A 24,157-nucleotide genomic window follows, 5' to 3' on the forward strand; every position below is an offset into this window, starting at 1 on the left:
GCGTCGAGCGGCCACTCGGGCGGCTGCGCACGGCCCCGCATGGTCGGTTCGCACAGTCCCGTCGCCTACCATCGACCCTCGTGCCACGCGACGAACAAGATCGGACCTACCGGTTCGCGCGCCTGATCGCGGTCGTCGCGGGCATCGCCGGGCTGCTGCTGTGCGGGCTGGTCCCGCTGCTGCCGGTCAAACAGACCACCGCCACCATCCTGTGGCCCCAGACGTCGAGCCCCGACGGGCTGATCACCGACATCACCGCGCCGCTGGTGTCCGGCGCACCCCTGGCTCTCGACATCTCGATTCCCTGCCAGGCCGTCGCCACCCTGCCCGAGGAGGGCGGCCTGGTCGTGTCGACGGTGCCGCCCGCCGGTATCGACGCCAGCCGAAACGGCCTGTTCGTTCGCGCCACCGAAGATGTCGTGGTCGTCGCGGTGCGCGATTCCGTCGCCGCGGTGGCACCCCGACCCGCCGTGGAATCCGGCGCGTGCAGCACGCTGCACCTCTGGGCCAACCCCGGCGAAGTCGGCGCCGACTTCATCGGCATCCCCGGCGCGGCGGGCACCCTGTCGGCGGAGAAGAAGCCTCAGGTCGCCGGCGTGTTCACCGATCTCGAGGTGGCGGCGCAGGCGGGGCTGTCGGGCCGCATCGACATCGACACCCGGTTCATCACCTCGCCGACAACGCTCAAGCTGGCCGTGATGGTGCTCGGGGTGGTCTGTGTGATCGCGTCGATGGTGTCGATGGCCGTGTTGGACCGCCGGAGCTCTCGCCGGGTCGCACACGCATGGCGGCGGTTCTGGCGGGTGGGCTGGACCGCCTGGCTCGCCGACATCGGAGTCGTCGGGACGCTGCTGCTCTGGCACCTCATCGGGGTGCTGTCCTCAGACGACGGCTACAACCTGACCATCGCCAGGGTGTCCGCCGAGGCCGGCTACACCGCGAACTACTACCGCTTCTTCGGCGCCGCCGAAGCGCCCTTCGACTGGTATCAGTCGGTGCTCGCGCAGCTCGCGGCGATCAGCACCGCGAGCGTGTGGATGCGCATCCCCGCGACGCTGGCCGGCATCGGCGCCTGGCTGATCCTGAGCCGCTGGGTGCTACCCCGGCTGGGTGCGCGCCTGGCGGCGAACCGCGTCACTGTGTGGACCGCCGGAGCCGTGTTCCTGGCGGCCTGGCTGCCGTTCAACAACGGTCTGCGTCCCGAGCCGTTGATCGCGTTCGGTGTCATCGCCGCCTGGGCACTGGTCGAGTACGCGATCGGCGCCCGACGGCTGCTGCCCTTCGCGGTCGCCATCGTGGTGGCCGCGTTCTCGGTGACGCTGGCGCCGCAGGGCCTGATCGCGCTCGCGCCGCTGCTCGTCGGCGCCCGCGCTGTGGCCCGCATCATCCGTAGCCGTCGCAGCGTTGACGGTCTAGTGGCTCCGCTGGCCACCCTTTTCTCGTCGGCAGCGCTGATCTTCGTGATCGTGTTCCGCGACCAGACCCTGGCCGCCGTCGCCGAGTCGGCACGCATCAAGTACGTCGTCGGACCCACGATCGCCTGGTATCAAGAGTTCCTGCGCTACTACTTCCTCACTGTCGAGGACAGCGTCGATTCGTCGCTGACACGTCGCTTCGCGGTCCTGGTGCTGCTGCTGTGCCTGTTCGGCATGATCACGGTCCTGCTGCGCAGGAGTGCGGTGCCCGGCATGGCGCGCGGGCCGGTGTGGCGGCTGATCGGGACGACGGCCATCGGCCTGCTACTACTAACGTTCACGCCGACGAAGTGGGCGGTGCAGTTCGGAGCGTTCGCCGCGTTGGCCGGTGCACTCGGCGCCGTCACCGCGTTCTCGGTCGCCAGGGTCGGGCTGCACAGCCGACGCAACCTCGCGCTGTACGTGACCGCGCTGCTTTTCGTATTGGCCTGGGCGACTTCGGGTATCAACGGCTGGTTCTACGTCGGTAACTACGGAGTGCCGTGGTTCGACAAGCAGCCGGTGATCGCCGGGTTCCCCGTGCTGACCATCTTCCTGGCGCTGGCGATCCTGACGGGCCTGCTCGCCGGCTGGCTGCACTTCCGCATGGACTACGCAGGCCACACCGAGGTCGCCAGCACCGGCCGCAACCGGGCGCTGGCGTCGACGCCGCTGCTGGTCGTCGCCGTCATCATGGTGGTGCTCGAAGTCGGCTCACTGGCCAAGGGCGCCGCCCAGCGATATCCCGTCTACACCACCGCTAAGGCCAACGTCGCAGCCCTGATGTCCGGCCTCTCCTCCACCAGCTGCGCCATGGCCGACGACGTGCTCGTCGAACCGGACACCAATGCCGGTATGTTGCAACCGGTTCCGGGTCAACGGTTCGGTGAGTACGGACCGCTCGGCGGCGAGGATCCGGTGGGCTTCACCCCCAACGGCGTCAGCGACACCCTCGAACCCCCCGAGCCGATCACGGCCAACCCGGGGACGGTGAACTCCGACGGGTCACCCAACGAACCCAACATCGCGATCGGCTACGCGGCGGGCACCGGCGGCGGATACGGGCCCGAGGGCGTGAACGGGTCGCGAGTGTTCTTGCCGTTCGGCCTCGACGCCGCCACCACACCCGTGATGGGCAGCTACGACGAGAACACCGTCGCCGCCGAGGCCACCTCGGTGTGGTACCAATTGCCCCCCCGCGACCCCGCCCGGCCCCTCGTCACGGTAGCCGCCGCGGGCGCCATTTGGTACTACGAGGAGGACGGCTCGTTCAACTATGGGCAGTCATTGAAGCTGCAGTGGGGCGTGCACAGGCCCGACGGCACGTACGAGGCGCTCGCCGCGGTGCAACCGATCGACGTCGGCCCGGATATCCAGAAGGCTTGGCGCAACTTGCGCTTCCCACTGGCGTGGGCACCGCCAGAGGCGAACGTGGCGCGCATCGTGGCCGACGACCCGAACCTCAGTGAAGATCAGTGGTTCGCGTTCACCCCACCGCGGGTGCCGGTGCTACAGACCGCCGGACAGTTCCTCGGGCAGTCGCCTGTGCTGATGGACATCGCCACCGCCGCCAACTTCCCGTGTCAGCGGCCATTCGCAGAGCGCCTCGGGGTCGCCGAACTTCCGGAATACCGGATCCTTCCAGACCTCAAACAGGTTGCGGTGTCGTCTAATCAGTGGATGTCCGCGCAGGACGGTGGCCCGTTTTTGTTCATTCAGGCGCTGCTACGCACGTCCACGATTCCGAGCTACCTGCGTGATGACTGGTACCGCGACTGGGGTTCCATCGAGCGCTACCAGCGGGTGGTGCCTGCCAGCCAGGCACCCGATGCCGTCATCGAGCAGGGCACCGCGCGGATATTCGGGTGGAGTCGCAGTGGACCGATCAGGGCGCTGCCATGAACGGGACCATGACTGAGCTTCGGGACCGGCGGGACGTGAAGATCGCCCGCTGGGTGGCGATGATCGCCGGGCTCATCGGCTTCGTCCTGTCGGTCGCGACGCCGCTGCTGCCGGTGGTGCAGACCACGGCGACGTTGAACTGGCCTCAGGAGGGGCAACTCAACAACGTTACGACGCCGCTGATCTCGCTGACCCCGGTGTCGATGACGGCGACGGTGCCCTGCGAGGTCATCCGTGCGGTGCCGCCGGCAGGCGGGATGATCCTGGGCACCGCACCCAAGGATGGCAAGCAGGCGGCGCTGCAGGCCCTGTTCGTCAACGTCGGCCGTGACCGCGTCGACATCACCGACCGCAACGTCGTGATCGCCAGCGTGTCGCGCGCCCGGGTACAGTCGGCGGCCTGTCAGCGTATCGAGATCACCTCCTCGGAGGCCGGCACTTTCGCGACATTCGCCGGGCTGACCGACCCCGACACCGGCGAGGACCTCACGAGCGGCTTCCCCGACCCCAACCTGCGCCCCCAGATCGTGGGGATGTTCACCGACCTGACCGGGCCTGCGCCGCCGGGACTTTCGGCGTCGGCGGTCATCGACACCCGGTTCACCACGCAACCAACGGTGTTGAAGCTCACCGCGATGCTGTTGGCGATCGTCGCGACGGTGATCGCCGTCGGGGCGCTGTGGCGGCTGGACCGGCTCGACGGCCGGCGCATGCAGCGTGCCATCCCCGCACGGTGGCGCACCTTCAGCGCCACCGACGTGGCCGTCGTCGGTGGCTTCTTGACGTGGTACGTGATCGGCGCCAACTCCTCCGACGACGGCTACATCCTGGGCATGGCCCGCATCGCAGGCCACGCCGGTTACATGTCGAACTACTTCCGCTGGTTCGGCAGCCCCGAGGACCCGTTCGGCTGGTACTACAACCTGCTGGCATTGATGACGTCGGTCAGCGACGCCAGCATCTGGATTCGGTTGCCGTCGCTGGTGGCCGCCCTGGTCAGTTGGTTGCTGCTGTCGCGCGAAGTGCTGCCCCGGCTGGGCCCGGCAGTGGCGTCGAGCAGGGCGGCGACGTGGGCGGCCGGACTCGTCCTGCTGGCGGCGTGGATGCCGTTCAACAACGGACTGCGACCCGAACCGATCATCGCCGTCGGCGCGTTGATCACCTACGTGCTGATCGAGCGGGCCATTATCTCGAGCCGGATGACACCCGCTGCGCTGGCGATCGTCACGGCGGCATTCACGCTCGGCGTCCAACCGACTGGGCTGATCGCCGTGGCGGCGCTGCTGGCCGGCGGACGCCCGATCCTGCGGATCCTGGTGCGCCGCCATCGCGTCGTCGGCACATGGCCGCTGGTGGCGCCGCTGCTGGCCGCCGGCACAGTGATCCTCACCGTGGTGTTCGCCGATCAGACGTTCGCAACGGTGCTGGAAGCCACCAGAATTCGCACCGACATCGGCCCGAACCAGGAGTGGTACACCGAGAACCTTCGGTACTACTACCTGATGCTGCCGACCGTCGACGGCTCGTTGGCGCGCCGCTTCGGCTTCCTGATCACCGCGCTGTCGCTGTTCGTGTCGATGTTCATCATGTTGCGGCGCAAGCGTGTTCCCGGTGTAGCGCGTGGTCCGGCGTGGCGGTTGATGGGCATCATCCTCGGCACCATCTTCTTGCTGATGTTCGCGCCCACCAAGTGGACCCACCACCTCGGTTTGTTCGCAGCCGTGGGGGCGGCCATGGCGGCGCTGGCGACCGTGCTGGTGTCGCCGGCGGTACTGCGGTGGTCACGAAACCGGATGGCGTTCGTGGCGGCGGTGCTGTTCGTGCTTGCATTGGGCTTCGCCACCCACAACGGCTGGTGGTACGTGTCGAGCTACGGCGTCCCGTTCAACAATGCGATGCCGAAGATCGGCGGAATCACGCTCAGCACAATATTTTTCGCGTTGTTCGCGATCGCCGTGGTGTGGGCGGCGTGGCTGCATTTCACGTCCCCCACACGACCCGAGGGCCGCCTCACGCGAGCGCTGACCGCGGCGCCGATTCCGATCGCCGCGGGCTTCATGGTGGTGGTGTTCATCGCGTCGATGCTCGCTGGGGTCGCCCGCCAGTACCCGACGTTCTCCAACGCGTGGTCGAATCTGCGGGCATTCACCGGGGGCTGCGCGCTGGCCGACGACGTGCTCGTCGAACCCGATCCGAATCAAGGCTTCATGTCACCACTGGCCGCTGGCTCCTGGGGTCCGCTCGGCCCGCTGGGGGGCACGGACCCGGTCGGGTTCACATCCAATGGGGTGCCCGAACGCACTGTGGCCGAGGCGCTTCGGAGGACACTGCCCCAGCCGGGCACCGACTACGACTGGGACGCACCGATCGAACTCGACACCCCCGGGGTCAACGGGTCGACGGTGCCGCTGCCGTACGACCTTGACCCAGCCCTGGTTCCGGTAGCGGGTACCTACGTCGAAGGCCCCCAACAACAGAGCCGACTGACCTCAGCCTGGTATGAGCTGCCCGCACCCGACGATGCGCATCCTCTGGTTGTCGTCACCGCGGCGGGAACGATCACCGGCGACAGCGTCTTCAACGCCCGTACCGAAGGGCAGACGGTCGAATTGGAGTACGCGCTCCCGGGGCCCGACGGTGCGCCGGTACCGGCGGGCAGGCTCGTACCCTACGACCTCGGCCCCATCCCGTCCTGGCGCAATCTGCGGTTCGCCCGCTCGGATATCCCCGCGGACGCCATCGCGGTGCGAGTGGTCGCCGAGGACCTGTCGCTGACACCCGGCGACTGGGTCGCCGTGACGCCACCGCGGGTACCCGAACTGCGCTCGGTGCAGGAATTCGTCGGCTCCGAGCAGCCGGTGCTGATGGACTGGGAGGTCGGGCTCGCATTCCCGTGCCAGCAGCCGATGCTGCACGCCAATGGCGTCACCGACATTCCCAAGTTCCGGATCACGTCCGACCACGACGCCAAGATGGAGAGCGCCGACACCTGGCAGGACGGGCGCAACGGCGGCCTACTCGGCATCACCGACCTGCTGTTGCGGGCCCAGGTGATGGCGACCTACCTGTCGCAGGACTGGGGCCGCGATTGGGGGTCACTGCGCAAGTTCGACACCATCGTCGAGGCCGAACCCGCCACCCTCGATTTCGGCACCGCCACCCACAGCGGGCTTTACTCACCCGGACACATCAGGATCAAGGCATGACATCGGACCGGGTTCGTCTCGGCGGCGCCACGCTCACGCGTGTCATCGAGACCCAGGTCGACAATCTGCCGACCGAGGTGTTCCCTTTTACGCCGTCGGAGGTCTGGCGCGAGGACACGGAGTTCCAGCCGACCTACTGGGATGAGGACGGCTGGCGAATCGCCATGCAGATCTGGGTCATTCAGGTCGACGGGCAGACCGTGCTCATCGATACCGGCGCGGGCAACGACAAGGCCCGACCACTGATGTCGGTGCTGGATCATCTGCAGACCGATTTCCTGGGTGTGCTGGGACGTGCGGGCTTCGACCCCGCCGACATCGACGTCGTCGTGAACACCCATCTGCACTTCGACCACGTCGGCTGGAACACCAGGCGCGAGGGTGAGGCCTGGGTGCCGACGTTCCCCAACGCGCGCTACCTGGTACCGGAAGCCGACTACCGGCATTTCTGCCCCGATGGTCCGGCGCAGACGTCGAAGCCCGAGTCTCCCGAAGCGGAAGCGACGCAGCAGCATGTCCGAACGGTGTTCGCGGACAGCGTGTCTCCGGTGGACGGCCAGGTCGAGATGTGGTCCGGCGACCACCAGCTCAGCGATTCGCTGTGGCTGCGTCCCGCCCCGGGACACACGCCGGGCGCTTCGGTGGTGTGGCTGGACGCGGGTAAGCCCGCCGTGTTCGTCGGCGACCTGACCCATTGCCCGATGCAGTTGCACCGGCCCAACGATCCGTGTGCGTGGGACGAGGACTTCGACGCCGCGGCGGTGACCCGGAAACGCGTGCTGACCGAGGCGGCGCGGCGGCGCGCGACGGTGATCCCCGCGCACTATCCGGGACATGGCGGCGCGACGGTGGTTGCGCGCGGCGACGCGTTCATGGTCGACGACTGGCTGGAATTCCCGCCGATCTGACGAACCGACTTGTAGCCCAATACTTGTCGGACCCTCGTGCTGTGATGGGGTCATGTCCACGACGCTCGACGCCCCGGTCTTGCGGCCCAAAGACCGTCTTGAGGTGCTGTTCGAGGAGCTGGGCGAGTTGATGGGCCAGCGCAACGCCATCGACGGGCGCATCGTGGAGATCGTGGCGGAGATGGATCACGACAGGCTGTGGGGTATCACCGGCTGTCGCTCGATCTCGGCGTTGGTGGCCTGGAAGACCGGCAGCTCGACGAGAAATGCCGAGAAGATCACCGCTATCGCGCACCGTGCCAAGGAGTTTTCGCTGTGCATGGCGGGCCTGCGAGAAGGTCGGTTGTCGCTGGACCAGGTCGGCATCATCGCCGAGAAGGCCGGTGAGGGATCGGATGCGCACTACGTGAGCCTGGCCGAATCCGCCACGGTCAGCCAGCTCAACACCGCGCTCAAACAAGAACCACCCCTGCCACCAGAACCCGACCCCTGGCGCGACACCGAACCCGAACCCCAACCTGAACCGGAACATCCGCCGGTGATCACCAAAACCCACAGCGATGACCAGTACACCTACTGGAAAATAGGCCTGTCGCACCTGGATGCCGCCACCTTCGACGCCGCCCTACAGTCACATCTGGATGCCGCGATCGCGCAGTGGAAACGCGACCACGACAACGACGACCTGCCCGCCGAACACCGGCCACCGTTTCCCACCCACGGCCAGGCGTTCATGAGCCTGGTCCACTCCGGCCTAGACGCCGAGGCCGCCCGCCGCCCACACGGCCAGCACACGACGATCGTGGCCCACCTCGACGTCAAAGACCAGATCGCCCAGCTGCATCTGGGTCCATTGCTGTCCGACGCCGATCGCCAATACCTGAGCTGTGACGCGACTTGTGAGGTGTGGTTCGAACGCGACGGCCAACCCATCGGCGCCGGGCGCACCACCCGCACCATCAGCCGCCGGCTACGCCGAGCCCTGGAATACCGCCACCGGACCTGCGCAGTGCCGGGCTGCCACGCCACCCGTGGTCTGCACGCCCATCACATCATCCACTGGGAAGACGGCGGCCCCACCGACCTGGACAACCTCGTACTGCTGTGTCCCTACCATCACCGGGCCCATCACCGCGGCGCCATCACCATCACCGGACCCGCCCCCAACATCACCGTCACCGACAGCACCGGGCAGAGACTGGGTTCCGGATCCCTTGCCCGGCCGCCGAATCGGCCCCCACCCGACGTCCCGCCCTACCGCGGACCGATCGGCGAACGCGCCCAATGGAAGTGGTACACACCCTTCCAACCCACACGACCCACACGACCCACCGACAATTAGACGGCGCTACGGGGACGAAGTCGGCGTCGCGGAGTCGTCGACCTCGAGGATGTCGTTGTGGCAGTCGACGTGTGATTGTCCGGTCTGCTCCATGCACACGAGCACCGGCTGCTGGCTCTCCGAGGGGAGTGCAACAGCGTCGGGCCCGGGAGTGACTGTGGGACTGGAGATCTGACCGGGATACATCGACCAGATCGTCGCGCCGGTGGTCGGCAGGTGCGCACAGTACGCCGGAGCGCCGGTCTCGGTGAGCCCGGCCTCACCGAGCGTGCCGCACTCCGCCCCCACGACCACCACCGGCAGGGCCACGCCCCCCGGCGACGCGGGCGCCGGTGCCGACGCGGTCGTCGGCGGCGCCTTGGCCTCCGCCGACCGATCGCGGCCACGATCGAACAGCACGAAAGCGCCTGCGGCGACGGCGATCACGAGCACCGCGACGGCCGCGGGCAGCACCCATCGGCGGCCAGACGGGGTCTCGGCCCTGGCATGTCTGGGTTTGGATGCGGCCGCAGCGGAATGCGCGGACATCGTCGGCTCCGAATGGGCGGCCATGGCTGCCGGACCGGAGTGCCACGCCGGGCCGGAACCGGAGATGGTGGCGTCCGTCCGATGAGCGAGCGCACGGGCGAAATCGACACACTTGGCGAACCGGTCCTTCGGCGACTTCGCGAGCGCCTTCTCGAAAGCCGGTCCGAGATTGGACAATTCGGGCCTGCGGGCACCGATCGCGGGTATGTCACCGGTCAGGTGCTGGCTGATGACGACGGCGGGGTTCTCATGCTGAAACGGTGGCGTCCCGGTCAGCAGCTGAAAGGCGGTTGCCGACAGTGCATATTGGTCGGCCCGGCCGTCGATGCCCTCGCCCATGAGCTGCTCCGGAGCGGCGTACGCGACGGTGCCAACGGTCATGTTGGTGGCCGTCAGATTCGTGGTCGCCCCGTCCCCGATCCGTCTGGCGATCCCGAAATCGGCCAGCATGATCCGCTCGTTGTTGGTCCCGTAGTTGGCCAGCAGGATGTTGGCGGGCTTGACGTCGCGGTGCAGCAGCCCGCGGTCATGCGCGTAGTCGAGGGCGTCCGCGACGGCGGTGATGATGCGCACGACGTCGTCGGGAGGCATACCGTCCGGGTAGCTCTCCGACAACAGTCGGTGCGCATCGGTGCCGTCGACGTAGTCCATCGAGATCCACAACTGGCCGTCGACATCGCCGCGGTCATGCACCTCCACGATGTGCTGGTGCCAGAGCGTGGCCGCGATGTCGGCCTCCCGGTTGAACCGCTCCCGGTACTCACTGTCGGCGCAGACGGTTGCCGAGAGCACCTTCAGCGCGTCATAGCGCGGCAGCCGGGGATGCTGGGCCAGGTACACCTCGCCCATGCCGCCGGCGCCGAGTGAGCGCACGATGGTGTACCCGGCGAGCTCCTGTCCCTCCGCGAGCGGCATGGCCGAATAGTAGTTCCCTGCGGAACCGTCAGTGAGGTGTGCCGAGGTAAGGGAACTCCGACAGGGTGTCCGTATGCGGGCTCAACCCGCTGGGCGGGCACTCACCCTTGGTCAGGAAGGCCAGGCGGTAGTCGATGACGTCGTCGGTGAACGTGCGGCCGTTCGGGTACTTTGCAGGTTTCGCCGGATTGAACGTCAACATGTCGGGCAGCGTGCCCTCCCGGTCGATCGCCGCGATGGCCTGCTCGCGCGAGTAGCCGCCGGTATGGCCCATCAGGTGGATGAACTGCTCGATCCAGCGTTCGCGGTCGCGGACCGGTTCGCTGGCGTTGTACTCCAGCTTGGTGTCGTCGGTGTTGAAGAAGCTGCTGACCGAAGGATGGCCGGCCCGGTCGACGTGATTGAGCGTTCCGTTCTCCCGGAGGCTGCAGCGGCCCCAGATACGGATGTCGGGATCGGCCCCGAGGTATTCGGTGGGCAATTCGAGCACGGTGGAGAACACGTTGGCGGTTGTGTTGGAGTCCTGGCCGGTCCACGGCGACTTTCCGCCGAGCTCGGCAAGGTGGGGCGAGGTGAAGTTGCGCGTTCCCGACGTGTCGAACAGGTTCTTGATGCCGTCGAAGTCGAAGAAGAACGCATCGCTGCGCGCACCCGCGAAGAATGTGAATCCACCCGACTGGTGAATGTCGGGGTTCTTGCCGAACGACACCTCCACCGCGTCGAAGATCTTCTCGCCGACGGCTTCTGGTTCCTTTGCGTCGTCACCGTGTGCGAGGTACACGTCGACGCTCTGACGTCCCTCCTGCGGTGGGGAGAAGACGTAGCTGAAGGCGATGTCGTTCTGCAGGTCGCCGTCGTTGTCGACGGCGAGCCGGTAGATGGCCTCGGGGTGCAGTGCGTCGGCATTCGGATTCGCGTTCAGGATCAGCACGGTGCGCGCCGGGTCGGCAGGCGACTGGAACGCGTACAGATCGCACAGATCGAGACGCTGATCACCGAGGGGCGGGCCGAGGCTCAGCCCCGTGAAGTGGTTGGACACAGGAAGATTATCGCGGCTAGATCGGCGTCAGGCCGTGCTTTCGCTGCACCCGCGTGATCTGCTTCTGCCGCAGCAGGCGCAGCGACTTACGCAGTAGCAACCGGGTTTCGTGCGGCTGAATCACCGCGTCGATGTAGCCACGCTCGGCGGCGATCCATGGCGTTGCCATGTTGAGGTTGTAGCCCTCGATGAAATCGGCGCGGATCTTTTGCACCTCGGGGGCAGTGGGATCCGGAAAGCGTTTGACCAACAACTGTGCCGCGCCCTCGGCGCCGATCACCGCGATGCGCGCGGTCGGCCAGGCGAAGTTGAGGTCCGCCGCCAGCTGCTTGGAACCCATCACCGCGTACCCGCCGCCGTAGGCCTTGCGGACGATGACCGTCATCTTCGGCACGTCGGCCTCCACGAGCGCGTTGAAGAACCGGCCGCCGCGCTTGATGATGCCGCCCTTCTCCTGTTCCACACCGGGCAGCGCGCCAGGGGTGTCGACCACGAAAACCAAAGGGGTGTTGTAGGAATCGCAGAACCGAATGAACGCCGTCGCCTTGTCCGAGGCTTCGGTGTCGATCGAGCCCGAAAGGTACATGGGCTGGTTGGCGATGACGCCGACCGGGCGACCGTCCACCCGCGCGAAGGCCGTGATCATCGCCTGCCCGCGTTGCGCGCCGACCTCGAACACGTCGCCGTCGTCGAAGATCCGCAGCAGGATCTCCATCATGTCGTAGGCCTGGTTGTCCGCGTCCGGCACGATCGAATCGAGCTCGTAGTCGTGCGGGGTGAGGTCGGGTTCCATACCCGGGTTGACGATCGGCGGATCGTCAAAAGTGTTGGAGGGCAAGAAACTCAGGTAATCGCGGACGTACTGGAACGCCGCCTCCTCCGACTCCACCACCTGGTGGATGTTGCCGTAGCGCGCCTGATTGTCGGCGCCGCCGAGTTCGTCGAGTGTGACGTCCTCGCCGGTGACGTCCTTGATCACGTCGGGACCGGTGATGAACATGTAGCCCTGATCGCGCACCGCCACCACGAGGTCGGTCTGGATCGGCGAGTACACCGCGCCGCCCGCGCACGCACCGAAGATCAGCGAGATCTCGGGCACCAGGCCGCGCAGCATCTCGTGCCTACGACCGAGCTCGGCGTACCACGCCAGCGACGTCACCGCGTCCTGGATGCGCGCACCCGCGGAGTCGTTGATGCCGATGATCGGGCAGCCGACCATCGCCACCCACTCCATCAGCTTGGCGACTTTGCGGCCGAACATCTCACCGACCGAACCCTGGAACACCGTCTGGTCGTGGCTGAACACACCCACCGGCCTGCCGTTGATGGTGGCGTGGCCGGTGACGACGCCGTCGCCGTACAGCGCATCGGGGTCCCCGGGTGTCTTGCACAGTGCGCCGATCTCGAGGAAGCTGCCCGGATCCACCAGCGAGTGGATGCGGGCGCGGGCGCTCGGGATGCCCTTGCGCTCACGCTTGGCGATGGCCTTCTCTCCACCGGGTTCCTTCGCCAACTCCAGCTTCTCGTGAAGATCGGCCAGCAGCTCCGCGGTGGTCTTGTTGGTCACTCGCCTACTTCTCCTGAGACTCGATTCGGTTCAGCGCCTCGCTCATGTGTGCGCCGACCTTGGCAATGTACGGCTCGTCGATGGCCTGGATGTGCTCGCCCCCGATGGGCACCACCTCCAGCTCCGACACGAACTCGCCCCAGCCGCCGTCCGGTTTGCGGGTCGCGTACGCGGGCTCGAAGTAGATCGCGTCGTCGTGGTAGCGGTCGGCCATGTACAGCGTCACGTGGCCGTCGTAGGGCTGGATCTCGGCGAGGTCGATGGCCCGCTGGTCCAGGTACGACGTGCGCTGGTGCTCGATGATGCCGCCGGGGATCTGCACCCCGCTCTGGCTCACGACGTCCAGCACGAACCTCACTTGACCCTCGTCGTCGAGCGCCTCGAGCTCCTCGTACGGGATCTCGGGCACCTCGACGTTGAAGGTGCGCTCGGCGAACCGTGCGTAGCGGTCCCAGCGCTTGCGGGTCTCCTCTTTGGTCTGCAGGATCGGTTCCCCGGGCCGCACCGCGTCGATGAGGCCGACGAAGCGCACGTCGGCGCCCGCCTTCTTCAGCCCGATCGCGCACGCGTAGGCCAGCACACCGCCCAGCGACCAGCCGGCCAGCACGAACGGCCGGTCGCCGTTGATCTCCATCAGCTTGGGCACATACTCGCTGGCGCGCTCCTCGATCGAGCCCTCCACGCGCTCGATGCCGTACATCGGGGTGGTCGCGGGCAGCCGCTTCAGCAGCGGTTCGTACACCACGGTCGATCCGCCGGCGGCGTGGAACACGAACACCGGGATGTCGTTGGACCCCTCCTGCGGCGCGCGCAAGGTCCGCACGAAGCCATCGACCTTGCCGCCCTCCAGGTAATCCCTGATGGTGGTGGACAGCTCTTCGATGGTCTTGGCGCCACGCACGTGGTCGGCGGTGACGGTGCCCTCGTCGACGCGCTCGGTGAGGCGTTCGGCGATCTTGGCCGCGGTGTCGTCGTCGATGGTCGGCAGCTCGTTGAAAATGCCGCCCGGGGACTTACCGGTCACGATCGCCCACGTCGCGAACGTCACTCGCTCGGCGGCGTCGCGCGGCGGCACGTCCGAGCCGAGCGCCTCGGTCACCGCCTCTTGGGTCAGCACTTTGGACGCGGCGGCGACCGTCGACTGCGATGGTCCGGACGCGGACGGGCCGCGAGGGTCGGTCGGCGGCGGCGGGATGGCCGGTGCCACCTGCGATTCCACGGCATCCGTGGCGATGGCCTCCGCGGCCGTGACCTCCGTGGCTTCGGCGTCGGCGGCTTCGGTGGCGATGGGATGCCCGGCCTCGGCCAGCTTGGCCTCCAGTTCGGCGACCGTCGTCGCGCCACCCATCAGCTCCGCCTGCGCGGCGGCGATCTCCTCGGCGGTCTGTCCCTTCTGCGACTCGGCGAGCTGGTCGACCTCGTCGCGATGCTCGATCGCGTACTGGATCAGCTTCTCCACCGCGTACAGGTTGGCGTCACGCACCGCGGTCAACTGGATCGGCGGCAGGTCGAAGTCGTACTCGACGCGGTTCTTGATCCGCACGGCCATCAACGAGTCCAGGCCGAGCTCGATCAGCGGCACCTCCCACGGAAGGTCCTCGGGTTCGTAACCCATTGCGCCTCCGACGATCGCGCCGAGCCGCTGACCGATGGTCTCACCGGTGTCCGGTGACCACTTCGCGAAGCTCGCGGCCAGGCCCGCGCCTGCGGTGAGGTTGTCCTGCAGGATTTCTGGAGTCGCGTCAGCGACGACATCGGGCTGAGCGTCATCCTCCGCCAGGTCCTGCTCCGCGACGGTAGCTGCGCCGCTTGCGACGGGCAGTGCGGCCGTCTGGCCCCCACGGGTGACGACGGCGTCGTATACGAGCGTGAAGGACTCATCGATGCGCGCATGCACCTGCACCGTCGCGCCGCCGGGGTGGCGGGTCAGCGTGGTGACCAGCCGCGCATCGTCGGCGGGAACCGCGCGCTGCTCGAACGCCGTGATCTTGGCATCCGGAAGCACCTGTGTCGCAGCGGTTTTCACTAGATTCGCCAGGTCGGTGGCACCGCGAGGCGCGTATTCCCAGACGTGCCTGCCGTCCGGTGTCGCAACGTGGCCACCGGGTATCACTGCGGCGCTGTCACCGGCGAAGTGCACGTCGAGCCAGTGCGGCTTGCGCTTGAAGCGGGTGGGCGGGATTGCGGCGTAGTCAGGCCGCGTTCCGGACGTCCGAGGAAACAAAGTGCGGAAGTCCAGATCGTGGCCGTACACGAACAGGTGCGCCATGGCCGTGGTCATCGAGTCGACCTCGTCCTGCTTGCGGGCCAGCGTCGCGATCAGTTGGGCGTCGTGCAGACCGGCGCTCGCCGTCGTAAGCCCAACCTGCATGAGCGCCACCGGGTTCGGGGCCAGCTCCAGGAACGTGGTGTGCCCGTTGTCGACGGCGTTGCGGATGCCATGCGTGAAGTACACGCTGTGCCGCAGGCCTTTCTTCCAGTAATCCACGTCGTGGATCGGGTCGGCACCGGCGCGGATCAGCTGGCCCTCGTGCACAGTCGAGAAGTAGGCGGTCTGCAGTGGGTGCGCCTCGATGCCCTGGATCTCGGCGGCGAGTTCTCCGAGCAGCGGATCCATCTGCTGGGTGTGGCTGGCGCCCTTGGTCTGGAACTTGCGCGCGAACCGGCCCTCGGACTCGGCGCGCGCGATGATCGCGTCGACCTGCTCCGGCGGTCCGCCGATGACGGTCTGGGTCGGCGCGGCGTACACACAGACTTCGAGATCGGGGAAGTCCGAGAAGACGGTCTTGATCTCGTCGGTCGAGTACTCGACAAGCGCCATCAGGCGGATGTACTCGCCGAACAGCATGGCCTCGCCCTCGCCCATCAAATGCGCGCGCGAGCAGATGGTGCGCGTCGCGTCCTCCAGCGAGAGCCCGCCGGAGAAGTACGCCGCGGCGGCCTCGCCCAGTGACTGGCCCACCACCGCACCGGGTTTCGCGCCGTGCGACTTCAGCAGCTCACCGAGCGCCACCTGGATCGCGAAGATCACGGTCTGGGTGGTCTCGATGCCGTAATCCTTCGAGTCGTCGAGGATCAGCTCGACCACCGAGTAGCCGCGCTCGTCCTGCACATGGGCGTCGACCTTGTTGATCCACTCGGCGAACGTCTCGTTGCGCAGGTACAGGCTCTTGCCCATCTTGCGGTGCTGCGCGCCGAAACCGGCGAGCACCCAGACCGGGCCATTGGTCACGGGTCCGTCGGCGCTGACCACCAGCGGGTTCGGCTTTCCGTCGGCGATGGCGCGCAGACCCTTGACCGCCTCCTCGTGGTCGTGCGCGAGAATCACGGCGCGCGAACGCCCGTGGTTGCGCCGCGACAGCGAACGGCCAATGGCCTCCAGCGACGTGCCCTGGCCGACGGGGCTCTCGATCCAGTCCGCAAGCTCGGCGGCAGTCGCCTTCTTACGCGACGTCAGGAACCCCGAAACCGCCAGTGGCACGATTGGTTTGACGGGGTTCTCGGCTTGTTCGGCTTCCAGTTCCTCGCGGGCGATCGCCAACAGGCGCTGCGCCTCGTCGGTCAGGCCGGGCAGCTCATGCTCGGCTTCGGTTGTCGCACCGTAGAATTCGGGATCGCGCTCGACATCGCCGTAATCGTCGTCTTCGTCGTCGTCCTCGACCAGCACCCCGCCGACGTACACCGCGGGCTTCTCCGGCGCCGCGGCTTCGAGGACCGGCGCCTTCTCGGGCTCGGGCTCGATGAGATCGGTCGGCAGCACCTGGCGCAGCACCAGGTGCGCGTTGGCGCCGCCGAAGCCGAAGCCGGAGACACCGGCGATGGCGATGCCGCTGTAGCGCGGCCAGTCGGAAACGACGTCGTTGACCTTGAGACGTTCGCGCTCGAAGTCGATGTAGGGGTTGGGTCCGGTGTAGTTGATCGACGGCGGCAGTTTGTCGTATTTCAGCGCCAGCGCCATCTTGGCCAGACTCGCCGCACCGGCGGCCGACTCCAGATGGCCCACATTGGATTTCACCGCACCGAGCAGCGCGGGCTTGTCCACCGGCCTGCCGCGGCCGATGACGCGGCCCAGCGCGTCGGCCTCGATCGGGTCGCCGAGGATGGTGCCGGTGCCGTGAGCCTCGACGTAGTCGACGGTCCTCGGATCGATACCGGCGTCCTTGTAGGCCTTGCGCAGAACCGCTTCCTGCGCATCGGGATTCGGGGCGAGCATGCCGTTCGAACGGCCGTCGTGGTTGACGGCGCCGCCCGCGATGACCGCGAGGATGTCGTCACCGTCGCGGCGGGCGTCCTCGAGACGCTTGAGCACGACCATGCCGCCGCCCTCGGAGCGGGCGTAGCCGTCGGCGTCCTGCGAGAAGGACTTGATCCGGCCGTCCGGCGCCAGCACGCCGCCGACCTCGTCGAAGCCCAGCGTCACCAACGGGGTGATCAGTGCATTGACACCGCCGGCGAGCACCACGTCGGCGTCCCCGGCACGCAGAGCCTTGATTCCCTCGTTCACGGCGACGAGCGACGACGAGCACGCAGTGTCGATGGCCATCGACGGCCCGCGGAAATCGTAGAAGTAGGACACCCGGTTCGCGATGACCGCGCTCGAGTTACCGGTGATGGCGTACGGGTGCGCCACCGACGGGTCGGCCACGGACATGAACATGTAGTCGTTGACCGAGCTACCGATGAAGACACCGACATTCTCGCCGCGCAGGCTGGACGCGGGAATCCTGGCGTGCTCCAACGCCTCCCACGTCAATTCGAGGGCCATCCGCTGCTGCGGATCGATGTTGTCGGCCTCCATCTTCGACAACGCGAAGAACTCGGCGTCGAAGCCCTTGATGTCGGAGATGTAACCGCCGCGGGTGCGTGCCTTCTTCACCCGCTCGGCGATGCGGGGCTCGCTGGTGAATTCCGACCACCGGCCCTCGGGCAGGTCGGTGATGGCGTCGCGGCCCTCGAGCAGCGCCTGCCACATCTCGTCCGGTGTGTTGAGGTCACCGGCGAAGCGCGTGCCGATGCCGATGATCGCGATGTTGGTGCGGCCCTCGTCGACGGTCCGCGACCAGTCCTCATCGCCGGTGAACTCCGGCTCGGGCTCGCCCTCGACGATGACGGTCGCGAGCGACTCGATGGTGGGATGCCGGAACGCCATGGTCGCCGTGACGACGACGCCGGTGTAGTCCTCGATGTCGCTGGCCATCGCGACCGCGTCACGGGACGCCATGCCCAGCTCGATCAGCGGTGCCGACTCGTTGACGGAGTCCGGCGACGTGTTCGTCGCGTTGGCGACCCAGTTGCGCATCCACTCGCGCAATTCGGGCACCGAGACATCGGTACGCTTGACCGGTGCCTCGGCTGGGGTCTCGGGTTGCTGCTGCGAATCGTCTTGTGTCTCAGCCATGTTCAGGAGATCAGTCTTCAGTCTTTTTCGTCGGGGAAATCGTTGGCGATCTTGCCCGACCGCAGACTTCCGTCCAGGTACGCCGCGCGGCAGGCCCGCCGGCCGATCTTGCCGCTCGAGGTACGCGGAATCGCGCCCGCCGCGGTGAGCAGGACGTCGCGCACCGTGACGCCATGGCGGACCGCGATGGCGGCGCGGATGTCGTCGACGATCGGGCCCATGTCGAGCTTGTGCGCACCTGGGGCGCGCTCGCCCACGATGACCAGCTGCTCTGAGGTGTCCTCGGGATCACGCTTGATACCGGCGTGGGCGTTCTGGAACACCTCGTCGGGCAGCTGGTTGGCGGGCACCGAGAACGCCGCCACATACCCGACCCGCAGCGCCTTGGTGGCCTCCTGCGCGGAGTACTCGAGGTCCTGCGGATAGTGGTTACGGCCATCGACGATCACCAGATCCTTGGTGCGGCCGGTGATGTAGAGCTCGCCGTCGTGGTAGGCACCGAGGTCGCCCGTACGCACCCAGGTAGCGTCGTCCGTCGCGCCCTCGGCATGTGACGGGTTGGTGCGCGACTTGAGGATGTTCTGGAAGGTGGCGATGGTCTCCTCGGGCTTACCCCAGTAACCGGTGCCCATGTTCTGGCCGCTGATCCAGACCTCACCGATCTGGCCGTCGGGCAGCTCGGTGGCCGAATCCGCATCGACGATGACGGCCCACTCGGCGATACCGACCTTGCCCGCGCCCGCCTGCGCGACGGCGCTGGGCGCATCGTCGGGGACCTCGACGAACGTGCCGGTGTTCAAGGCGTCCCGGTCGACGGAGATGATCTTCGGATGATCGCCCATCGGGGTGGTCGACACGAACAGCGTGGCTTCGGCCAGCCCGTAGGACGGCTTGATGGCCTGCGGCTTGAACCCGTGCGGCGCGAACGCTTCGTTGAACCTGCGCACGGTGGCCGCCGAGATCGGCTCGCTGCCGTTGAGGATGCACTTGACGACGGACAGATCCAGCGGTGGTTCGTCGTCCTTGGGCAACCCGCGCGCGGCGGCGTGATCGAACGCGAAGTTCGGAGCCACCGAGATGACACCGCCGGTGTCGTCGGGCTTGCGCGACATCTCGCGGATCCAGCGACCGGGCCTGCGGACGAACGCAGCCGGGGTCATGAAGGTGAAGTAGTGCCCGATCATCGGCGCCAACAACGCCGTGATCAACCCCATGTCGTGGAAGAACGGCAACCAGGACAGGCCGCGGTCACCCTCCTCGCCGTCGAGTGCCTCGATGACCTGCACGACGTTGGTGGCCAGGTTCAGGTGGGTGATCTGCACGCCGGTGGGGATTCGTGTCGACCCCGAGGTGTATTGCAGGTACGCGATGGTGTCGGCTTCGACGTCGACAGGCTGCCAGGTGGCGCCGACCTCGGCGGGCACCGCGTCGACCGCGATGACGCGGGGACGCTGGTTGGCCGGCCGGGTGCGGAAGAACTTGCGCACCCCTTCGGCGGCCTCGGTCGTGGTGAGGATCGCCGAGGGCTGGCAGTCGTCGAGCACGGCGTGAAGTCGGCCGACATGGCCCGGTTCGGAAGGATCGAACAGCGGTACGGCGATGCGGCCCGAATAAAGCGCGCCGAACATCGCGACGACGTAGTCGAGGTTCTGCGGACTGAGGATCGCGACCCGGTCGCCGGGCTCGGTCACCTGCTGCAGGCGCGCGGCCACGGCCCGATTTCGGGCGCCGAAGTCGGCCCAGTTCAGCTCCCGCGCCACACCGTCGCGTTCGACCGAGTAGTCGAGGAACCGGTAGGCGAGCTTGTCACCGCGAACCTTCGCCCACTTCTCGACGTGCTTGACCAAGCTGCCGTTGTCGGGGAACTTGATCAGTCCGTCTTTCAGGAACGGGTTGTGAAACCCCATTCTCACTCTCCTGTCGAAGCCTCGTTTTTGAAGCCGCTAGCACTCAATATGGACGGGCGCGCCGCTGCGTGGGTCCCTACCCTGCGCGTTTCGGCTTCGCGTCCCTCACCGCTCTTAGTTTTCTCTTAATGTTAGGCGACCGGTGGACGCAGTCCAAATCTCCGCGGTTACAGGTCAGCCATGTTTTGGGCGCGGGGCGTTATCGATCACACTCTGCGCCCAACCCAGTGTCCACTGCGGGGCAGAGGCACCATCGAGATTCCAGAATTGCGGCGTGTTGTACATCGCGTGGATCGGCTGGCCGGCGCCGCCGCTGAGCACCTCGAGCGTCCGCGGCAACTGGGTGATGTTGAAGGCCGACTCGGGCGCCGAACAAATCAGGTCGCCCGCGGCGCAGATCTCATAGACGCGGTTGTTGAGCATCCCGAAACCGCCGGAACGGGGACCGGTCATGTCCAGACCCAGCTCACCCAGCATCGGGACCTCGTCCAGGGTGATCTCCGCACCCTGGCCCGGCGCGTTGGGGCCGACGTCCTGACCGACGCCGGGCTGACGACGACCGTCGGCGATCAGTGCCACCCCGAGCACCAGATCCTCGTCGACCGGGCCGCGGCCGTTGCCGACATCACTGGCGATGTCACCGGCGATCACCGCACCCTGCGAGAAGCCGACCAGCACGTAACTGGTCAACGGGCAGCGATTGTTCATATCCGTCATGGCCCGCACCGCCGCGTCGAAGCCCTCGGCGCGGCTCTGGTCGTAGGACATCTGGTTGTCCGCGGCGAACGGATTGTGGAACTGCGCGGTGTAGGGAACCGTGTAGATCTCCAGCCGGCTCGCGTCGAACTGCTGACGCAGCGGGTTGGTGACGTTGAGGAGCAGCGCGATGGGGAACTGCGTCGGGTTGAACGGGTCGAGCTGAGGCGACGACTCCCAGGTACCGGGGACCGAGATCATCTGCACGTCGGGGCAGCTGGCGTCCTGGAATTCGGGCCGCGGCTTCCTGCCCGTCGGCGGAATGCCACCGGGAACCGATGTCGGCGGCTGTGCGCCCGGGACTGGGGACTCCGGCGATCGCTGCCACACCCAGACCAGCACCACGACCAGTACCACCACGAGCGAGACCGCCACCGCCGCGACGAGCCCCAGAATGCGGTGACGTTTGCGCCGAGTGGTCTTGGACATGGGTTCCCTGTTACTCCTAGCGTGCTGTGGATTGGTGTGCGCCGTTGGCGACTACTAGCAGAGTCGCTCGGTCGCGATGCGAATGTACTCGGCGGTCGCGGTGTCGATGTCGGCCGCCGACGGCGCAGCAGACGACAGGCCGTCGCCGTCGACCTCGCCGCGCACCACCGGCCGCACGAAGTCCCACACCGCGTGGTCGTTCTGTTTTGCGGCCCTGGCCTGACAGACATACGACCCGATCGACAGGGCGGCCAGATTGCTCGACGGCTGCACGCCTGCGGCGGTGAGCGCGTCGAGGTATTCGCGTTGCTTCGCCGTCACGACCACAGCGCTGGACTGTCCGCCCGCCTGGAGGGGTCCCGGCGGCGCCACGCCGGCGTCACCGTGCGCGGTTTCCGTTTCGGAGGTCGGCATGCCGATGGTGGCCATCACGTCGTTGCCCGAGCACCCGGTCATCAACGCGGGGACCGACGCCACCAGCAGCGTTGTCGCTGAAGTTGCCAACCATCCGGTCGAAGCGACCCGCCGCCGTACCGAAAGCTGCACGTTTCCAAGGTACCGGCTGAAACACAGAGGAAACTGAGAGCTCAGGGTGTGCCGCACTCGGTTGCTGCCTAGCGGATACGCGCTACCTGATGGTGGCGACCAGGTCGCCGGACATCGCGGCCAGCTGCCCGCTCCAGGCGCCCCAGTCATTGCCGCCGCTGGCCGGGAAGTCGAAGTGGCCGTTCTTGCCGCCGACCGAACGATAGTGCTGGTAGAACTCCTTGTTGGTGCCCGCCGCGATATCGCAGTAGCCGATCATCGCGGGCACGTCGCAGCCACCGGTGGTCGGGCTGTACACCCACAGCCGGGTGTTGTTGTCCGAAAGCAGTTGCACGTGGACGTTCGGTGAATGCCATTTCCACCGGCCCAGCTGTGGCAAGCCCCACATGTTGCGGATGTCGACACCGCCGAACTGCTGCAGGCCGGCGGTGATGGCGCCGTCGACGCCGGTGCGCTCAGGAGCCAGGAAACCGGACAGCGATCCCGCGAAGCGGTACCGGTCCGGGTGGAAGGTCGCCATCGCCATCGCGCCGTAGCCACCCTGGGACGCCCCGACGATGCCGTGCCCGCCGGGTGCGAGGCCCTTGTTGGCCGCCAGCCAGTTCGGCAGCTCGGTCGCCAGGAATGTCTCCCACTGCTTGCTGCCGTCCTGCTCCCAGTTGGTGTACATGCTCCAGGCGCCGCTGGCGGGTGCGGCGACCGAGATGCCCTGCCCGCCGAGGGTGGCCATCGCGTTACCCGCCGTCACCCAGTTGCTGACGTCGGGGGCCGCGTTGAAGGCGTCGAGCAGGACGACGGCGTGCGGTCCGCCGCCGGAGAATGCGACGGGGATATCGCGGCCCATTGCCGCCGACGGGACCATCAGCATTTCGACGTCGGCCTTGGCAGACGGTGCCATTGTCGTGCCGGCACCCCAAAGGCCGGCAGCCAGCACCACGGTCAACAACGTCCGAATCACGACATGCATCAACAGCCCCATTCCACGTTCGTCTCGCAGTCCCCGCGCGAGCAGTCAACCACACCTGCACGACGCGATGCCCCGGAAATGGCCGACGGCGGCGACCCCGAAGGATCGCCGCCGCCAGTCATGTCGTTTCCGACGAAGCGGTCAATTATCCGCCGGATTGAGCCGACGCCGGCTGAGCCTCAGTCGCGCCCTCGGCCGGGGCAGCGTCCCCGACGGGAGTGCTCGGCTGCGGCACGGCGCCCAGCACGCGCTGGATGTCGGGCTTCATCTGGTTGAGCTGCTGACCCCAGTACTCCCAGCTGTGAGTACCGGACTCCGGGAAGTTGAACACGCCGTTCTTACCACCGGCGGCGATGTAGTTCTCCTGGAACGTCTTGTTCGTCCGCAGGGTGAACTTCTCGAGGAACTCCGCGTTGAAGTTGTCGCCGGCCGGCATGCCGGTGCCATTGATATCGGCGGGCTTGCCGTTACCGCAGAACACCCAGATGCGGGTGCCATTGGCGACCAGCCGGTCGATGTTGACCATCGGGTCGTTGCGCTCCCACGCATTGCCCGGATCTTCGGTCTTGCCCCACATGTCGTCGGCGTCGTAACCGCCCGCGTCGCCCATCGACATGTTGACCAGCATCGGCCACCAACCTTCGGAAAGGTTCAGGAAGCCAGACAGCGAGGCCGCGTACTGGAACTGCTGCGGGTAGTAGATCGCCAGCGTCAGCGCGGCCGAACCGGCCATCGACAGACCGACTGCCGCATTGCGGTTCGGGTTCACACCCTTGTTCGCGGCCAGGTAGGACGGCAGCTCCTGCGTGAGGAACGTCTCCCACTTGTAGGTGGAGCAGCCAGCCTTACCGCAGGCCGGGCTGTACCAGTCGCTGTAGAAGCTGGACTGTCCGCCGACCGGCATGATCACCGCGAGGCCGGAATCGACGTACCACTCGAAGGCAGCGGTCTCGATGTCCCAGCCGTTGAAGTCGTCGCGGGCGCGAAGGCCGTCTAGCAAGTAGACGCCAGGCGCGTTCGGCCCACCGTTTTGGAACTGAACTTTGATGTCACGGCCCATCCCTGCGGACGGAACCATAAGGTACTCGACCGGCAGACCCGGACGAGAGAAAGCGCCCGCAGTCGCCGAGCCTCCGACGGCGCTGACGAGGGCGGGCAACACTGCTGCGGCCATCGCCACAGCCGCGAGCCGGCGCACCCACGCGCCACGGATCTTGCCAACGAACTTCATGCTTCATCTATCCCATCTGTCGTATGCCGCACGCGGAACTTGTCCGACGGACCCCGCCGCGT

At 67.1% G+C, this 24,157-nt stretch carries 13 protein-coding genes; 4 read left to right on the top strand and 9 right to left on the bottom strand.

Annotation, left to right across the window (positions count from 1 at the left end):
- Positions 1-80 precede the first annotated feature (80 nt).
- The 4 genes from G6N36_RS20130 to G6N36_RS20145 are packed head-to-tail and all read left to right on the top strand — an operon-like array spanning position 81 to position 8,812.
- Positions 81-3,356, top strand: coding sequence for an arabinosyltransferase domain-containing protein (locus tag G6N36_RS20130; RefSeq protein WP_163688625.1), 3,276 nt, complete (start codon positions 81-83; stop codon positions 3,354-3,356).
- Positions 3,357-3,364: 8 nt separating this feature from the next.
- The gene (locus tag G6N36_RS20135; RefSeq protein WP_163688626.1) at positions 3,365-6,562 is read left to right on the top strand and encodes an arabinosyltransferase domain-containing protein; all 3,198 of its coding nucleotides are present in this window, start codon (positions 3,365-3,367) and stop codon (positions 6,560-6,562) included.
- The gene (locus G6N36_RS20140; RefSeq protein ID WP_163688627.1) at positions 6,559-7,470 is read left to right on the top strand and encodes an MBL fold metallo-hydrolase; all 912 of its coding nucleotides are present in this window, start codon (positions 6,559-6,561) and stop codon (positions 7,468-7,470) included. The genes G6N36_RS20135 and G6N36_RS20140 overlap by 4 nt, the downstream gene beginning before the upstream one ends.
- A 52-nt stretch (positions 7,471-7,522) precedes the next feature.
- Positions 7,523-8,812: an HNH endonuclease signature motif containing protein gene (locus G6N36_RS20145; RefSeq protein WP_163688628.1), complete on the top strand. Its 1,290-nt coding sequence runs from the start codon at positions 7,523-7,525 to the stop codon at positions 8,810-8,812.
- Positions 8,813-8,818: 6 nt separating this feature from the next.
- Here G6N36_RS20145 and G6N36_RS20150 read toward each other — a convergent pair whose 3' ends face one another.
- From G6N36_RS20150 to G6N36_RS20190, 9 genes are all read right to left on the bottom strand, one after another.
- Positions 8,819-10,255, bottom strand: coding sequence for a serine/threonine-protein kinase (locus G6N36_RS20150; protein ID WP_163688629.1), 1,437 nt, complete (start codon positions 10,253-10,255; stop codon positions 8,819-8,821).
- Between the two features lie 28 nt (positions 10,256-10,283).
- On the bottom strand, positions 10,284-11,294 hold the full coding sequence (locus tag G6N36_RS20155) for a DUF4331 family protein (protein WP_163688630.1): 1,011 nt from the start codon (positions 11,292-11,294) through the stop codon (positions 10,284-10,286).
- A gap of 16 nt (positions 11,295-11,310) precedes the next feature.
- Positions 11,311-12,861: an acyl-CoA carboxylase subunit beta gene (locus tag G6N36_RS20160; RefSeq protein WP_163688631.1), complete on the bottom strand. Its 1,551-nt coding sequence runs from the start codon at positions 12,859-12,861 to the stop codon at positions 11,311-11,313.
- Between the two features lie 4 nt (positions 12,862-12,865).
- Complete coding sequence (gene pks13, locus G6N36_RS20165; protein ID WP_163688632.1) at positions 12,866-18,259, bottom strand: polyketide synthase Pks13; 5,394 nt, start codon at positions 18,257-18,259, stop codon at positions 12,866-12,868.
- A gap of 17 nt (positions 18,260-18,276) precedes the next feature.
- Positions 18,277-20,166, bottom strand: a complete 1,890-nt coding sequence (gene fadD32 / locus G6N36_RS20170; protein WP_163688633.1) for a long-chain-fatty-acid--AMP ligase FadD32 — start codon at positions 20,164-20,166, stop codon at positions 18,277-18,279.
- Positions 20,167-20,340: 174 nt separating this feature from the next.
- On the bottom strand, positions 20,341-21,351 hold the full coding sequence (culp6, locus tag G6N36_RS20175) for a carboxylesterase Culp6 (protein WP_163688634.1): 1,011 nt from the start codon (positions 21,349-21,351) through the stop codon (positions 20,341-20,343).
- A 54-nt stretch (positions 21,352-21,405) separates the two neighbouring features.
- On the bottom strand, positions 21,406-21,897 hold the full coding sequence (locus G6N36_RS20180) for a DUF732 domain-containing protein (protein WP_163688635.1): 492 nt from the start codon (positions 21,895-21,897) through the stop codon (positions 21,406-21,408).
- A gap of 82 nt (positions 21,898-21,979) precedes the next feature.
- Positions 21,980-22,864 (bottom strand): alpha/beta hydrolase-fold protein, encoded by an 885-nt coding sequence (locus G6N36_RS20185; RefSeq protein WP_083127802.1) that lies wholly within the window; start codon positions 22,862-22,864, stop codon positions 21,980-21,982.
- Between the two features lie 145 nt (positions 22,865-23,009).
- Positions 23,010-24,095 carry an esterase family protein gene (locus G6N36_RS20190; RefSeq protein WP_163688636.1) on the bottom strand — a complete coding sequence of 362 codons (1,086 nt, stop codon included), beginning with the start codon at positions 24,093-24,095 and terminating at the stop codon, positions 23,010-23,012.
- Positions 24,096-24,157: the final 62 nt, after the last annotated feature.

This window comes from Mycolicibacterium gadium (assembly GCF_010728925.1).
Classification (GTDB): domain Bacteria; phylum Actinomycetota; class Actinomycetes; order Mycobacteriales; family Mycobacteriaceae; genus Mycobacterium; species Mycobacterium gadium.

Bases quoted from the DNA above. Each gene is read 5' to 3' on its own strand.
- G6N36_RS20135 (WP_163688626.1), top strand. From the start codon at position 3,365: ATGACTGAGCTTCGGGACCGGCGGGACGTGAAGATCGCCCGCTGGGTG.
- G6N36_RS20140 (WP_163688627.1), top strand. From the start codon at position 6,559: ATGACATCGGACCGGGTTCGTCTCGGCGGCGCCACGCTCACGCGTGTC.
- G6N36_RS20145 (WP_163688628.1), top strand. From the start codon at position 7,523: ATGTCCACGACGCTCGACGCCCCGGTCTTGCGGCCCAAAGACCGTCTT.
- G6N36_RS20150 (WP_163688629.1), bottom strand. From the start codon at position 10,255: ATGCCGCTCGCGGAGGGACAGGAGCTCGCCGGGTACACCATCGTGCGC.
- pks13 (WP_163688632.1), bottom strand. From the start codon at position 18,259: ATGGCTGAGACACAAGACGATTCGCAGCAGCAACCCGAGACCCCAGCC.
- fadD32 (WP_163688633.1), bottom strand. From the start codon at position 20,166: ATGGGGTTTCACAACCCGTTCCTGAAAGACGGACTGATCAAGTTCCCC.
- culp6 (WP_163688634.1), bottom strand. From the start codon at position 21,351: ATGTCCAAGACCACTCGGCGCAAACGTCACCGCATTCTGGGGCTCGTC.
- G6N36_RS20185 (WP_083127802.1), bottom strand. From the start codon at position 22,864: ATGCATGTCGTGATTCGGACGTTGTTGACCGTGGTGCTGGCTGCCGGC.
- G6N36_RS20190 (WP_163688636.1), bottom strand. From the start codon at position 24,095: ATGAAGTTCGTTGGCAAGATCCGTGGCGCGTGGGTGCGCCGGCTCGCG.